Below are 15,728 nucleotides of genomic sequence, written 5' to 3'. Positions count from 1 at the left end.
TTCCGGTCCGGATGGCCAGCAGCGGGGGAAGTAAGGGGTGGAGAGCCTTGGGTCCCGACGCAGGGGCACGCACAGCCTTCGCGGAACGACTCGCGTTGCTGTACAGGGAGGCCGGTAATCCTCCGCTCAAGCGCGTCGCCGAGGCGGTCGACCGGCTGCATCGCGTCGACGAGCGGGGCCGGCCGGTGCGGGTCTCCGCCCAGCGGATCAGCGACTGGCGGCGGGCGAAGAACGTGCCCGCACAGTTCGTCGCGCTCTCCGCCGTCCTGCAGGTCCTGATCCCGCAGGCCCGGCGCGCCCAGCCGACGCCGGTGTCCGCCGGACTCTACGACATGGTCCAGTGGCAGAAGCTCTGGGAGCGGGCCGTGGCCGATCCGGTCGGCGAACTGCCCGTACCGGAGGCCGAGGAGACGGAACAGCCGCCGCCGGTCGACAGCGTCTGCCCGTACCGGGGTCTGGCCTCCTACCGCCGTGAGGACGCCCGCTGGTTCTTCGGGCGGGAGCGCAGCACCGACGCACTGGTCGCCCAGCTCCGTTCCGCGCAGTCGGGCGGCGGCCTGGTGATGCTGGTCGGCGCCTCGGGCGCGGGGAAGTCCTCGCTACTGAACGCCGGCCTGGTCACCGCGCTCCAGAGCGGCGCCCTGTCCGACGACGAGGACCGCGACCGCCCGCGCCGCATACTTCAACTCATCCCGGGCGCGGACCCCGTGAAGGAGCTGATCCGCCGCATACCCGAGCTCGCCGAGCCGGCGGACCTGGACGATCCGGACGCCGCACGAAAGGCGTTCACAGCCTGGTCCCTCCGGTCGACAGCGACCGGGCGGACCACGACCGGACAGCAGGCGGCCGGACGGACCACGACCCAGCAGACGTCGACCGGATCGACCGTCGATGTTTCACGTGAAACACGACCACCCTCGCGACCCCTTCCGGCCCTTCCGGCCCATCCGGTCCATCCGGCCCATCCGGCCCGTCCGGTCCTGATCGTCGACCAGTTCGAGGAGACCTTCACCCTCTGCACCGACGAGGCGGACCGGCGCTCCTTCGTCCAGCTCCTGCACGCGGCCAGCACCCCCGCCACCACCGGCGAACCGGCCCCCGCCCTGGTCGTCCTCGGTATCCGTGCCGACTTCTACGAGCAGTGCCTCGGCTACCCGGAACTGGCCGACGCGCTCCAGCACCGGCACATGGTGCTCGGCCCGCTCACCACCGCCGAACTGCGCGAGGCCGTGAGCGCACCCGCCAAGGCCGTGGGCCTGGAGCTGGAACCCGGTCTCGCCGAGCTGATCGTCCGCGAGGTGAGCGCGGACGGCCCGCGCGGCGCCCATGACGCCGGCGTCCTCCCCCTCCTCTCCCACGCCCTGCTCGCCACCTGGCAGCGCCGCAAGGCGGGCCGGCTGACGCTGGCCGGTTACCGGGCGGCCGGCGGTATCCAGGGTGCCGTCGCGGCGACCGCGGAACGCGCCTGGTCGAGCCTCGACCCGGCCGCCCGCACCGCCGCCCGGCTGCTCCTGCTCCGGCTGGTGCGGCTCGGCGAGGACACCCAGGCGACCCGCAGACGCGGTACCCGACGCCAGCTGGCCGCGGAATCCACCGACCCGAACAAGACGGAGGAGTCACTCGAAGCCCTGGTCCGGGCCCGGCTGGTGACCCTCGACGCGGACACCGTGGAGATCACCCACGAGGCGTTGCTGCACGCCTGGCCCCGGCTGCGCGAGTGGCTCGACGAGGACCGCAACGGCAATCTGCTGCGCCAGCGCCTGGAGGAGGACGGCCGGGCCTGGGAGGAGTCGTCCCAGGACTCCGCGCTGCTCTACCGGGGCTCACGCCTGGAGCAGGCCCACACCTGGGCGAAGTCGGCCGGAGACACCTTCCTGACCCGCAGCGCGGTGGAGTTCCTGGCGGCCTCGGTACGGCTGCGCCGGCGCACGGTGTGGATCAGCCGGGCCGCCGTGTCGGCGCTGGTCGTACTCGCGGTACTGGCGGCCGGCTCCGCGGTGGTCGCCCGGCAGCAGCGGGACGACGCGGTGTTCGAGCAGGTGGTGGCGGAGGCCGACCGGTTCCAGTACTCGGACCCGTCCCTCTCCGCCCAGCTCGACCTGGTGGCCCACGACCTGCGCCAGGACGACGAGGGCGCCAACAACCGCCTGATCTCCATCGTCAACGCCCCGCTGGCCACCCCGCTGCTCGGCCACACCGGCGCCGTCTACCTCACCACCTTCAGCCCCGACGGCAAGGTCCTGGCCACCGCCGCCTACGACCGCACGGTCCGGCTGTGGGACGTCAGCGACCCGACCCGGCCGAAGGCCCTGGGCAAGCCGCTGCTCGGCCACACCAGCTGGGTCTCCAGCGCGGTCTTCAGCCCGGACGGCAGGACCCTGGCCAGCGCCGGCGACGACGGCACCGTACGCCTGTGGAACGTCTCCGACCCGCGCCACCCCACCTCCCTGGGCGCGCCGCTGGCCGGCCACGACGGCACCGTCTACCTGGTCGCCTTCAGCCCGGACGGCAGGACCCTGGCCGCCGCCGACGAGGACCACACCGTCCGCCTGTGGGACGTGCACGACCCGCGCCGCCCCACCTCGCTGGGCACTCTCACCGGCCACACCGAGGCCGTGCGCTCGATCGCGTTCAGCCCCGACGGCCGCACCCTCGCGGCCGGCAGCGACGACAACTCGATCCTCCTGTACGACGTCTCCGACCCCCGCCGCCCCGAGCGGGTCGGCGCTCCGCTCACCGGACACACCGCGACCGTGCACTCGGTGGCCTTCAGCCCGGACGGCCGCACTCTCGCCAGCGGCAGCAAGGACGACACCGTACGGCTGTGGGACGTCTCGGACCGGACGCACGCCCAGGCCCTCGGCGCACCGCTCACCGGCCACACCGGCCCCGTCTGGTCGGTGGCCTTCAGCCCCGACGGCTCCATGCTCGCCGCGGGCAGCGCGGACTCCACGGCCAGCCTGTGGAACGTCGGCAACCCGGCCTTCCCGTCCCAGGTGGGCGAGCCGCTCGCGGGCAGCAGCGGCGAGATGTACGCCGTCGGCTGGAGCCCGAACGGACACACCCTGGCCACCGGCAGCGGTGACGGCAAGGTGCGGCTGTGGTCGATCCCGGGCTCGGACATGATCGGCGCGGCGGGGGCGTTCAGCCCGGACGGCCGGGTCCTGGCCACCGGCGGCGGCGACAGCCGCATGCGGCTGTGGAACATCACGGATCCGGCCCGGCCCACCGCACTCGGCAAGCCGTTCACGACGGGGTCGCGGGACCTGCGCTCGATGGTGTTCACCCGGGACGGCCGCACCCTGATCATCCTGACCAGCGAGGACAACCTCAGCTGGGTGCAGCTGTGGAACGTCTCCGACCCCGCGCGCCCCGCCCAGTACGGTGCGCCGGTCCGGCTGAACACCCGGTACGCGGGCTCCGAGGCGCTCACGCTGAGCCCCGACGGGCGGACCGTGGCCGCCGACTACGACGACCGCACCGTCCAGCTCCTGGACATCAGCGACCCGGGCCACCCCAAGCGCCTCGGGGAGCCCCTCAGGGGCCACACCGGCTACGTCAACGCGCTCGTCTTCAGCCCGGACGGCAGGACCCTGGCGAGCGGCAGCGCGGACGGCACCGTACGCCTCTGGAACGTCTCCGACCGGACCCGTGCCAGGCCGCTCGGCAGCCCCCTGAGGGGCCACCTGGGCCCCGTGAACACCCTCGCCTACAGCCCCGACGGCCACACGCTGGCGAGCGGCAGCGACGACGACACGGTCCGCCTCTGGAACGTCTCCGACCCGGCCCACGCGACCGGGCTGGGCGCGGCCCTCACCGGGCACACCGAGGCGGTCGTCTCCCTGACCTTCAGCCGTGACGGCAGGACCCTGGCCAGTGGCGGCAACGACAACACGGTCCGCCTGTGGAACGTGTCGTCCCCGTCCTCGGCCCACCCCATCGGCCAGTCCATGAGCCCCAACGCCAAGACGGGCAACTTCCTCTCCTTCAGCCCTCGGAGCAACATGCTGGGCGTCTCCAGCGGCGCCGACACGGTCCGGCTGTGGAGCCTCGACGTCGACCGGGCGGTCAGCCGCATCTGCTCGGTCACCCGCAACGTCCTGACGCCCGCCAAGTGGCGCGAATACCTCCCCCGCCTCGCCTACGACCCGCCGTGCGACGCCTGATCCACCCCACCCATGACCGCCTTTGAGTGATCCCGATCACAACTGCTCACGACGGCTGAGAAGTTGACTCCCACCGCACAGGCCACCTTGTTAGGCTGGCCACAACCCGGTCGCTGGTGCATCCCCCGTCGCCAGCGATCGGGCCTTTTCATGCCCGCTCCCGGCCGAGCGGCAGCACGACCGGCCCAGGGCTCCGACCCACCCGTACCGGTGAGTTGCCGATGTCAGAGCCGCGGCTCCCGGTCTCCGTCGCCGGCGTGACGGACCCTGGCGAACACTCCACCCCTGATCTGAAGCACCGCACCGAACACGATGAGCCCCAGGGCAACGGCGGAAACGACCAACACCACTCCGGACGAGAGGCCGAGCAGTCTGGCTCCGCCGTCCAGGACGAAGCCGCCCCCCATCGCCGTCCGACCCCAGCCGGACCTCCGCGACTGCGCGTGCGGTGCGACTCCCCGGCCGATCAGGGCCAACACACCCACGACTACGACAAAGCAGCCGGCTCCCAAAGTGACCCACGCAGACATGGCACCCCTCCGCGGGAAGGCTACTCCCGCGGCCCGGCGGCCCGGTCGTGCCTCGTCAGCTCCTGGGGGCTGCGACGCCGGCGTCCGGGCGTCCCTTCACCAGGTGGAACAAGGTGCCCGCGAAGAAGCCTGCGACGACCAGAAGAAGGATCGCGAGGACTCGCACCACCAGGTTGGCGGCAGTCGCGGCCTCGACCATCACGTTGATCGCTGCAACGACGCCGGCCACCACGAACAACCACCGCGGCACGCGTGTCCGCCCTCTGCCCGTCGCAGAAGTCGACGCCCCGCCGACCCGATCCACCCTCGCCATCGCGCCCCCCTGCGCTCCCGTCGACGCCAAAAGACCCCCAGCCGGATCGGCTGGGGGTCTTCGTGCTGGTGGGGCTAACAGGATTTGAACCTGTGGCCTCATCCTTATCAGGGATGCGCTCTAACCAACTGAGCTATAGCCCCGCCGCGCTCTGCGGTGTATGTCCCGCGCGCTGACTCCTGAAGATTAGCGCACGACCGGGGCAGTCCCAAAATCGGTTGTCGGGGGACCGTCAGGGGAGGTTTGAAGCCGGGTTACTCGTCCTCGGCCAAGGTCAGCTCGATGCCGCCGACGAAGCCCGCGGAGAGGTTGTAGATGAACGCGCCGAGGGTCGCCAGCGCCGTCGCGAGGACGACGTCGATGACCGCGATGATCGCCGTGAACGTCAGGACGTGCGGAAGGGAGAGGAACGCCTGGAGATCGAAGCCGTTCGACTCGTTCGAACCGGTCGCCTCCGAGATCGTGCCGCCGACCGTCGAGAACACGCCCATCGCGTCCAGGACCATCCACAGCACCGCCGCCGCCACGATCGAGCAGATGCCCAGCGCGATGGAGAGCAGGAAACTGACCTTCATGACCGACCAGGGGTCGGCCTTGGCGACCCGCAGCCGGGCCTTGCGGGTGCGCGGCGCGGTGCGCGCCCCCGCGGCGCCCGTACGCGGCCGTCGTACGCCCCCCGCGGGCGCCTGCGCGGCCTGCGCCGCCGGGTAGGCCTGCGGCGGGTGGTAGGGCCCGGCGGGCTGCTCGGCACGCCGTTCCCCGGGCAGCGGGGAAGCCCCCTGCTGCGGCGGCTGCGCGGGCGCCGGTCGGTCGCCCGGCGCGGCCGGCCCTCGGGTGTCGGTCACGGTTCCCCCCTGCGATCCCGGTGCGTCCGGCGCGGGCGCCTTCGCGGGCGCCTTGATCGCCTTCAGCTGGGTCGTGTGCGTGTCCGCCTGCTGCGGCGCACCGCCCCCGTCGGACGCGGCGGAGCCACGGCCGCCGCCGTCCGCGTCCGTACCCGTCGAGGTACCGGCCGATCCGGCGCCCGTGGCTCCGCTCACGATGACTCACTCCTCGTGCCTACTCGGCCGAGGGCGCCTCACCCTCGTCCGTGCCGCTGGTCGCGACACCCTCGGCGGTCTCGTCCACGGCGTCCTCGCCGTCGACTTCCTCCGCCTCGCTGCCGGCCTCGGCGTTACGTGCGATACCCACGACGGCATCGCGCTTGCCCAGGTTGATCAGTTGGACGCCCATGGTGTCACGGCCCGTCTCCCTGACCCCGCTGACTCGCGTGCGAATCACACCGCCGGACAGGGTGATGGCGAGGATCTCGTCGTTCTCCTCGACGATCAGCGCGCCGACCAGCGATCCGCGGTCCTCCACGATCTTGGCGGCCTTGATACCGAGGCCGCCGCGGCCCTGGACGCGGTACTCGTCGACACGGGTCCGCTTCGCGTACCCCCCGTCGGTGGCAGTGAACACGAACGTACCGGGTCGAACAACATTCATCGACAGAAGTTCATCCCCCTCACGGAAACTCATGCCCTTGACACCGGAGGTGGCCCGGCCCATGGGTCGCAGAGTGTCGTCGGAGGCGGTGAACCTGATCGACTGTGCCTTCTTGCTGATCAGAAGCAGATCGTCGTCCGCCGAAACCAGCTCGGCACCGATCAGTTCGTCGTCGGAACCGTCCTCGCGCTCCCGCAGGTTGATCGCGATGACACCGCCGGAGCGGGGCGAATCGTAATCCTTCAGAGGCGTCTTCTTGACCAGACCGGCCTTGGTGGCGAGCACCAGGTAGTCCGCCGCGTCGTAGTCGCGGATCGCGAGGATCTCCGCGATCGCCTCGTCCGGCTGGAAGGCCAGCAGGTTCGCCACGTGCTGACCGCGCGCGTCCCGGCCGGCGTCCGGCAGCTCGTAGGCCTTCGCCCGGTACACCCGGCCCTTGTTCGTGAAGAACAGCAGCCAGTGGTGCGTGGTGGAGACGAAGAAGTGGTCGACGATGTCGTCTTCCTTCAGCTTCGTACCGCGCACGCCCTTGCCGCCGCGCTTCTGCGCCCGGTAGTCGTCCGTCTTGGTCCGCTTCACATAGCCACCGCGCGACACGGTGACCACGATGTCCTCCTCGGCGATCAGGTCCTCGATGGACATGTCACCGTCGTAGGGCACCAGCATGGTCTTGCGGTCGTCGCCGTACTTCTCGACGATCGCGGCCAGCTCCTCGCTGACGATGCCGCGCTGCCGGACCGGGGAGGCGAGGATCGCGTTGTACTCGGTGATCTTCGCCTGGAGTTCGTCGTGCTCCTGGATGATCTTCTGGCGCTCCAGGGCGGCCAGCCGCCGCAGCTGCATCTCGAGGATGGCGTTGGCCTGGATCTCGTCGATCTCCAGGAGCTCCATCAGGCCCGTGCGCGCGATCTCGACCGTGTCACTGGCCCGGATCAGCGCGATGACCTCGTCGATCGCGTCCAGCGCCTTCAGCAGACCGCGCAGGATGTGCGCCCGCTCCTCGGCCTTGCGCAGCCGGAAGCGCGTCCGGCGGACGATGACCTCGATCTGGTGCGTCACCCAGTGCCGGATGAACGCGTCCAGCGACAGGGTGCGCGGCACGCCGTCGACCAGGGCCAGCATGTTGGCACCGAAGTTGGACTGCAGATCGGTGTGCTTGTACAGGTTGTTCAGGACGACCTTGGCGACCGCGTCCCGCTTGAGCACGATGACCAGCCGCTGGCCGGTGCGGGAGGAGGTCTCGTCGCGGACGTCGGCGATGCCGCCGACCTTGCCGTCCTTCACCAGGTCGGCGATCTTCTGCGCGAGGTTGTCGGGGTTGGTCTGGTACGGCAGCTCCGTGACCACCAGGCACTGGCGGTTCTGGATCTCCTCGACCTCGACGACCGCGCGCATGGTGATCGAGCCGCGGCCCGTGCGGTAGGCCTCCTCGATGCCCTTGCGGCCGACGACGAGGGCGCCGGTCGGGAAGTCGGGGCCCTTGATGCGCTCGATCAGCGCGTCCAGGAGCTCCTCGTGCGAGGCGTCCGGGTTCTCCAGGTACCACTGGGCACCGGAGGCGACCTCGCGCAGGTTGTGCGGCGGGATGTTGGTCGCCATACCGACCGCGATACCCGCGGAGCCGTTGATCAGCAGGTTCGGGAAGCGGGCCGGCAGGACGGTCGGCTCCTGGGAGCGGCCGTCGTAGTTGTCCGTGAAGTCGACGGTCTCCTCGTCGATGTCGCGGACCATCTCCATCGACAGCGGCGCGAGCTTGCACTCGGTGTACCGCATGGCGGCCGCCGGGTCGTTGCCCGGGGAGCCGAAGTTGCCGTTGGAGTCGACGAGCGGCATGCGCATCGACCAGGGCTGGGCGAGGCGCACCAGCGCGTCGTAGATCGAACTGTCACCGTGCGGGTGGTAGTTGCCCATGACGTCGCCGACCACGCGCGCGCACTTGTAGAAGCCGCGCTCGGGGCGGTACCCGCCGTCGTACATCGCGTACAGGACGCGGCGGTGGACGGGCTTGAGACCGTCCCGGACGTCCGGCAGCGCACGGGACACGATGACGGACATCGCGTAGTCCAGGTACGAGCGCTGCATCTCCGTCTCGAGCCCGACGGGCTCGACACGCATCGCGAGTTCGCCGCCCTCTTCAGGGGTGGCGGGAGTGTTCTCGTCGGCCATTGCTGGTGAAGATCCTTCCCTGTGCGGTCAGCTGAGACCGACTCAGATGTCGAGGAAGCGGACGTCCTTGGCGTTGCGCTGGATGAACGCGCGACGGGCCTCGACGTCCTCGCCCATCAGGACCGAGAACAGGTCGTCGGCCTGGGCCGCGTCGTCCAGGGTGACCTGGCCGAGGACCCGGTGCTCCTGGTCCATCGTGGTGATGCGCAGTTCCTCGGCGTTCATCTCGCCGAGACCCTTGAAGCGCTGGATCGAGTCCTCGCGGACCCGCTTGCCGCGCTGCCGGCCCATCTCGATGAGCGCGTCGCGCTCGCGGTCCGAGTACGCGTACTCCGTGTCGTCCCGGCCCCACTTGATCTTGTAGAGCGGCGGGCGGGAGAGGTACACGTGCCCGGCCTCGACCAGCGGCCGCATGAAGCGGAACAGGAAGGTCAGCAGCAGGGTGGAGATGTGCTGGCCGTCGACGTCGGCGTCCGCCATCAGGATGATCTTGTGATAGCGGAGCTTCTCGATGTCGAAGTCCTCGTGCACACCGGTGCCGAAGGCGGAGATCAGCGCCTGGATCTCCTGGTTCTGCAGGATCTTGTCGATCCGCGCCTTCTCCACGTTGAGGATCTTGCCGCGGATCGGGAGGATCGCCTGGTACTGCGGGTTGCGGCCGGACTTGGCCGAGCCGCCGGCGGAGTCACCCTCGACGATGAAGATCTCGCACTTGGTGGGGTCGTTCGACTGGCAGTCGGAGAGCTTGCCCGGCAGCGAGGCGCTCTCCAGGAGGCCCTTGCGGCGGGTGAGGTCGCGGGCCTTGCGGGCCGCCACGCGCGCGGTGGCCGCCTGGATGCCCTTGCGGATGATGTCCGCGGCCTCGACCGGGTTGCGGTCCAGCCAGTCGTTCAGGTGCTCGTAGACCGCCTTCTGCACGAAGGTCTTGGCCTCCGTGTTGCCCAGCTTGGTCTTCGTCTGGCCCTCGAACTGCGGCTCGCTCAGCTTGACCGAGATGATCGCGGTCAGACCCTCGCGGATGTCGTCACCGGTGAGGTTGTCGTCCTTCTCGCGGAGCAGCTTCTTGTCGCGCGCGTACTTGTTGATCAGCGAGGTGAGCGCCGCGCGGAAACCCTCCTCGTGGGTGCCGCCCTCGTGCGTGTGGATGATGTTGGCGAACGAGTACACACCCTCGCTGTAGCCGCTGTTCCACTGCATGGCGACCTCGAGGGACAGGCTCTTGTCCTTGTCCTCGGCCTCCAGGTCGATGATCGTGGGGTGCACCACGTCTCCCTTGCGGGAGTTGAGGTACTTCACGTAGTCGACGATGCCGCCCTCGTAGTGGTACGTGACGGTCTTGTCCTCGGCCTTTTCGTCGGCACCCGCCTCGTCGGCCCCGGCCACCGCCTTCGCCTGCTCGCGCTCGTCGGTGAGCCGGATCGTCAGGCCCTTGTTGAGGAACGCCATCTCCTGGAAGCGCCGCGACAGCGTCTCGAAGGAGTACTCGGTGGTCTCGAAGATGTCCGGGTCGGCCCAGAACGTGACAGAGGTACCGGTCTCGCCGGTCTCCTCGTGCTGGGCCAGCGGAGCCGTCGGAACGCCCAGCTTGTAGTCCTGCGTCCAGCGGTGGCCGTCGGTCTTGACCTCCACGGACACCTTGGTCGACAGGGCGTTCACGACCGAGACGCCGACGCCGTGCAGACCGCCGGAGACCGCGTAGCCGCCGCCGCCGAACTTGCCGCCCGCGTGCAGCACGGTGAGCACGACCTCGACGGCCGGCTTGCCCTCGGAGGGCACGATGCCGACCGGGATGCCACGGCCGTTGTCGACGACGCGCACGCCGCCGTCGGCCAGGATCGTCACGTCGATCGTGTCCGCGTGGCCCGCCAGAGCCTCGTCGACGGAGTTGTCCACAACCTCCTGCACCAGGTGGTGCAGGCCGCGCTCACCGGTCGAGCCGATGTACATACCGGGTCGCTTGCGGACCGCGTCCAGCCCTTCGAGCACGGTGATGGCACTCGCGTCGTACGAAGCAGAGGCGGTGACCTCACCGTTCGCGCCGGCGTCGGTGGACGGGATGTTCTCGTTGGGGTTGCCGGAATCGGCCACGAAGCGCCCTTTCTGGCACAGCACGAGCCAGGCTCGTCGGCGGGTTGCCGGAGCGGCTGCGGCATGTTGCGTTGGTAAGCCTTGATCAGCGTTGCTCAGCTTTTCCCGGACGGTCCCCACGTTCGGGGCGGGATTGGCTTCCAGTCTACCGGTAGCGCCGACAGTGATGGGGGTTTGCCGGTACCTGAGTCCGCATGTGCCGCCCTGAACCCGCCTCCGCCGACTCCCGATATGTGGATGGGGGCTCCAAGAGGCTCACGGAGGCACTCAGCGCTTCCGGCTGTCAACCCTTGGCTACTCCGGGGTCAGGTCGCGATTCGCAACCGCGTGGGGTGGTACGCAGACCGGCCGGGGCGGCCGTACGACGGCTCCGCACCCGGCTCATGGCGTGACGTAAGTCACCCGTAGGTATCGCCGGGGCCGGTGCTCCCGGGGGCGCGCAGCGGGCCGTAGCGCCGGGCCGGACCGCCCGGATTGAGCACCTTGATCAGGCGCACGGTGCCGTGCCCCAGGTCCTCGTTCAGGCGGGCGACCAGTGCGGGCGCGAGATGGCGCAGCTGGGTCGCCCAGGCCGTGGAGTCGCACTGGACGACCAGCACCCGCTCGTCCTCGTCGTACCGCTGCGGCACGCAGTGCTTGGCCAGATCCTCGCCGACGATCTCCGGCCAGCGGCCCATCACGCCGCCCACCGCGGCCGGCGTCTCCCAGCCGCGCTCGGTGATCAGCCGGTTGATCGCGGAACCCAGCGCCATGGGGTCGCGGCCGTCGGCGCGCGCGCCGGAGCGCAGGCCACCGCGCCGCGCCTGCTTCTTCTGCTGCGCCGCGTCGCCACGCGCGCGTGCCGCCTCCTTCGCCGCCCTGAGCGCCACGCGCGCGAGGTCGACGCCGGAGGGTTCGTCCTTGGGTGCGGGGGGTCCTTCGGCGCTCATGCCCGCTCCACCGTCCCGTCGGCCACCGCGTACCGCGTACCGGCGAGGACATGCGGTACGTCGTCGTCCACGGCGGCGGTGACCAGCACCTGCTCCCCGGGGGCGACCAGCTCCGCGAGCCGCTCCCGGCGCCGGGCGTCCAGCTCGGCGAACACGTCGTCGAGCACCAGAACCGGCTCGTTCCCCTCGGCACGCAGCAGGTCGTACGACGCGAGGCGCAGCGCCAGCGCGTACGACCAGGACTCGCCATGCGAGGCGTACCCCTTGGCGGGCAGCTGCCCCAGCTTGAGGACCAGGTCGTCGCGGTGCGGGCCGACCAGGGTCACACCCCGCTCGATCTCCTGCTTGCGGGCGTCCGCCAGGGCCGCCATCAGCTGGCCGTACAGATCCTCACGCGTGTGCGCCTCGCCGGGCGCCGACGGCTTGTACTCCAGCGCCACGGGACCGCCGCCCGGCGCCAGCTGCTCGTACGCCTTGTCCGCGAGGGGCTGGATCGCGGCGACCAGGTCGAGCCGCTGGGCGAGCAGCTCGGCGCCCACGCGCGCGAGGTGCTGGTCCCACACGTCGAGCGTGGACAGGTCCATGGAGCGGCCGCCGTGCCGCCGGGCCAGGGCCGCGGTCTTCAGCAGGGTGTTCCGCTGCTTCAGCACCCGCTCGTAGTCGGACCGCACGCCGGCCATCCGCGGCGCCCGTGCGGTGATCAGCTCGTCCAGGAAACGGCGCCGCTCGCCGGGATCGCCCTTCACCAGCGCGAGGTCCTCGGGCGCGAACAGCACGGTCCGCACGATCCCCAGCAGGTCACGCGGCCTGACCTGCGAGGACCTGTTGATGCGGGCACGGTTGGCCTTGCCGGGGTTCAGTTCCAGCTCGACCAGCTGCTGCCGCTCGCCCTGCCGCACCTGCGCCCGGATGATCGCCCGGTCGGCGCCCATGCGGACCAGGGGAGCGTCGGAGGCGACCCGGTGGCTGCCGAGGGTGGCCAGATAGCCGACGGCCTCGACGAGGTTGGTCTTGCCCTGGCCGTTGGGGCCGACGAAGGCGGTGACGCCTGGGTCGAGCGGGACCTCGACCCGGACGTAGGAGCGGAAGTCGGCCAGCGACAGATGCGTGACGTGCATAGGTGTTTCGCCGACCTCCCCGTGACCTGCTACTTCGTCTCTACGGCATGGCCGCCGAACTGGTTGCGCAGCGCGGCGATCATCTTCATCTGCGGCGAGTCGTCCTGCCGGGAGGCGAACCGCGCGAACAGCGAGGCGGTGATCGCGGGCAGCGGCACCGCGTTGTCTATGGCGGCTTCCACAGTCCACCGGCCCTCGCCGGAGTCCTGTGCATAACCCTTCAGCTTGTCCAGGTGCTCGTCCCCGTCGAGGGCGTTCACCGCGAGGTCGAGCAGCCAGGAACGGATGACCGTCCCTTCCTGCCAGGAGCGGAAGACCTCGCGCACGTCCGTGACGGAGTCGACCTTCTCCAGCAGCTCCCAGCCCTCGGCGTAGGCCTGCATCATCGCGTACTCGATGCCGTTGTGGACCATCTTCGCGAAGTGGCCCGCGCCGACCTTGCCGGCGTGCACCGAACCGAAGTCGCCCTCGGGCTTGAGCGCGTCGAACACCGGCCGGGCCTTCTCGACGTGCTCGGCGTCGCCGCCGTACATCAGGGCGTAGCCGTTCTCCAGGCCCCAGACGCCGCCGGAGACCCCGCAGTCGACGAAACCGATGCCCTTGGCGGCCAGCTCCTCGGCGTGCCTCTCGTCGTCCGTCCAGCGGGAGTTGCCGCCGTCGACGACCACGTCACCGGGCTCCAGGAGCTCGGCCAGCTCGTCGATCGTGGACTGGGTCGGCGCGCCGGCCGGCACCATCACCCACACCACACGGGGCCCGCTGAGCTTGCCCACAAGCTCTTCCAGGCTGTGGACATCGGCGAGGTCCGGGTTGCGGTCGTATCCGACGACGGTGTGGCCCGCGCGGCGGATCCGCTCGCGCATGTTGCCGCCCATCTTGCCGAGGCCGACGAGACCGAGCTCCATCAGTTGGTTCCTTAGGTTGCGGTGTGGCAGGAGAGGCACGTTCGTACCCACGTCCGAGCCTAATCCCGGCCCTTTGCGCACAGTTGTGGGCATAGGCGCTCACCTGGGGAAACCCACCCCGCGAGGGTGCCGGGTACCCACAGGGGGAGCACCGGCACCGTGCACAGCTGTGGACAACTCAGCCGCTGAGGCGCACCGGCATGATCAGGTACTTGTAGGCCTCGTCCGACTCCGCGTCCAGCGCCGGCTTTCCGCTCAGTAGCGCCGGCTTCGTGGACGTCGTGAACGACAGCTGGGCCACCGGCGAGTCGATCGCGCTCAGTCCGTCGAGCAGGAAGGTCGGGTTGAAGGCGATGGAGACGTCGTCGCCCTCCAGCTGCGCGTCGACCCGCTCCACAGCCTGTGCGTCGTCGCTGGAACCGGCCTCCAGGATCAGCACGCCCTGCTCGAAGCTGAGCCGCACCGGGGTGTTCCGCTCGGCGACCAGGGCGACACGCTTGACGGCCTCCACGAAGGGGGCGGTCTCGATCACGGCCACGGAGTTGAACTCGGTCGGGAACAGCGACCGGTACTTCGGCAGGTCGCCTTCGAGCAGCCGCGTGGTGGTACGACGGCCCGCGCCCTCGAAACCGATGAGCCCCTCGCCCGCGCCGGAGCCGGAGAGCGCCAGGATGACGCTGTCGCCGCTCGTGAGGGCCTTGGCGGTGTCCAGGAGCGTCTTGGCGGGCACCAGGGCTACCGCGGAGGCCTCCGGGTTCTCCGGCTTCCACAGGAACTCGCGGACCGCGAAGCGGTAGCGGTCGGTGGAGGCCAGGGTGACCGTGTCGCCCTCGATCTCGATCCGCACGCCGGTGAGCACCGGCAGCGTGTCGTCACGCCCGGCGGCGATGGCCACCTGGGAGACGGCGGAGGCGAAGACCTCGCCGGGGACCGTGCCGGTCGCGTTCGGCATCTGCGGCAGGGACGGGTACTCCTCCACCGGCAGGGTGTGCAGCGTGAACCGGGACGATCCACAGACCACCGTGGCCCGTACACCGTCTGTGGAAATCTCCACCGGCCGGTTGGGGAGCGCCCGGCAGATGTCGGCGAGCAGCCGGCCGGAGACCAGGACCGTGCCCTCCTCCTCGACCTCGGTCTCGACGCTGACCCGCGCGGAGACCTCGTAGTCGAAGCTGGACAGGCTCAGCTGGCCGTCCTCGGCCTTCAGGAGCAGGCCGGCGAGGACCGGCGCCGGCGGACGGGCCGGGAGGCTGCGTGCCGCCCAGGCCACTGCCTCCGCGAGTACGTCGCGTTCCACCCGGATCTTCACCGTAAGCCCGCCTCCTGCTGTTGCCGGGGCTTCTCGCCCTGCTGCGTCTTCTTCGTCGTCTGTCTCGGTGTCGTCGGCCCCGGGGAGGGGAAGAACACCGGGGACCAGTCTGACGCACCGCACTGACAGCTGGTGCCTCTCGGGGTCAAGTCGTGACGAGGCGCGGTCAGGGGCCGGAGAGCGAGTTGTGCACAGGGCCCTCTTCGAAACGGATTCCCAGCTCTCTCTAGTTGTCAGTAGTAGTAGGGGCTGTGGATACCGTGGATAACCTCGTTTGCCCAGCTCAGGGCGGAGATTTTGTCCACTGCCCCTGTGGGTGACACCGGTGGACAACTGGCCGTCGCTGTGGAGAACAGAAAGTTCTGCACACGCCGTGCACAGCCCGAGGGGAGTTCTCCCCAACACCGTCCCCAGCTTTACCCACCTTTCCCACAGCCCAACCCGGCACCTTTGTGTGACGCCTTTCACTCGACACGGTGAGCGGGCGCGCCATGTTGCCGAACAGTGGACAGCCGTGTGGAGAAGCTGGGGATCGCTGGGGACAACTGCCCCTCAGCCTGTGGGCTACCGGTGGACAACTTCATCCACAGTCTGTGGATCCCTTCGTCGTCCACAGTCTGTGGAGATCCGTCGTCCACGATTCCACAGCCACCTGAGCTGCCCTGATGCCGTTTCAACCCCCAGCCTGTGGACGAAGTTCGGGACAACTTCACAGT

General features: G+C 70.0%; 9 protein-coding genes and 1 tRNA gene. 1 reads left to right on the top strand and 9 read right to left on the bottom strand.

From position 1 onward, the window contains the following. The first annotated feature begins 11 nt into the window (after nucleotides 1-11). A complete protein-coding gene (locus ACFZB3_RS30695; protein ID WP_391380967.1) occupies nucleotides 12-4,166 on the top strand; it encodes an AAA family ATPase in 4,155 nt (1,384 codons plus the stop codon). Nucleotides 4,167-4,751: 585 nt separating this feature from the next. On the opposite strand, the gene ACFZB3_RS30690 is transcribed toward ACFZB3_RS30695, so the two are convergent. The 9 genes from ACFZB3_RS30690 to dnaN form a co-directional block, all read right to left on the bottom strand. Continuing rightward, nucleotides 4,752-4,928: a hypothetical protein gene (locus ACFZB3_RS30690; RefSeq protein WP_391380964.1), complete on the bottom strand. Its 177-nt coding sequence runs from the start codon at nucleotides 4,926-4,928 to the stop codon at nucleotides 4,752-4,754. 147 nt (nucleotides 4,929-5,075) lie between these two features. Further along, a tRNA-Ile gene (locus ACFZB3_RS30685) sits at nucleotides 5,076-5,152 on the bottom strand. Between the two features lie 111 nt (nucleotides 5,153-5,263). Next, a complete protein-coding gene (locus ACFZB3_RS30680; protein ID WP_391380962.1) occupies nucleotides 5,264-6,049 on the bottom strand; it encodes a DUF3566 domain-containing protein in 786 nt (261 codons plus the stop codon). A 19-nt stretch (nucleotides 6,050-6,068) separates the two neighbouring features. Next, entirely contained in the window at nucleotides 6,069-8,663 is a 2,595-nt protein-coding gene (gyrA, locus tag ACFZB3_RS30675) for a DNA gyrase subunit A (protein WP_391380959.1), read from the bottom strand. A 42-nt stretch (nucleotides 8,664-8,705) separates the two neighbouring features. Next, nucleotides 8,706-10,775 carry a DNA topoisomerase (ATP-hydrolyzing) subunit B gene (gyrB, locus tag ACFZB3_RS30670; protein ID WP_391380957.1) on the bottom strand — a complete coding sequence of 690 codons (2,070 nt, stop codon included), beginning with the start codon at nucleotides 10,773-10,775 and terminating at the stop codon, nucleotides 8,706-8,708. Nucleotides 10,776-11,149: 374 nt separating this feature from the next. Next, the gene (locus ACFZB3_RS30665; protein ID WP_391380954.1) at nucleotides 11,150-11,680 is read right to left on the bottom strand and encodes a DciA family protein; all 531 of its coding nucleotides are present in this window, start codon (nucleotides 11,678-11,680) and stop codon (nucleotides 11,150-11,152) included. Continuing rightward, a complete protein-coding gene (gene recF / locus ACFZB3_RS30660) occupies nucleotides 11,677-12,798 on the bottom strand; it encodes a DNA replication/repair protein RecF (RefSeq protein ID WP_391380952.1) in 1,122 nt (373 codons plus the stop codon). Before recF ends, ACFZB3_RS30665 begins: the two co-directional genes overlap by 4 nt. A 29-nt stretch (nucleotides 12,799-12,827) precedes the next feature. Further along, entirely contained in the window at nucleotides 12,828-13,703 is an 876-nt protein-coding gene (gene gnd / locus ACFZB3_RS30655; RefSeq protein ID WP_391380950.1) for a phosphogluconate dehydrogenase (NAD(+)-dependent, decarboxylating), read from the bottom strand. Nucleotides 13,704-13,881: 178 nt separating this feature from the next. Next, nucleotides 13,882-15,012, bottom strand: coding sequence for a DNA polymerase III subunit beta (gene dnaN, locus ACFZB3_RS30650; protein ID WP_355712474.1), 1,131 nt, complete (start codon nucleotides 15,010-15,012; stop codon nucleotides 13,882-13,884). Nucleotides 15,013-15,728 lie beyond the last annotated feature (716 nt).

Source organism: Streptomyces sp. NPDC008092, from assembly GCF_042957285.1.
Lineage (GTDB): Bacteria > Actinomycetota > Actinomycetes > Streptomycetales > Streptomycetaceae > Streptomyces.
This window is presented reverse-complemented; position numbering and strand designations above follow the sequence as displayed.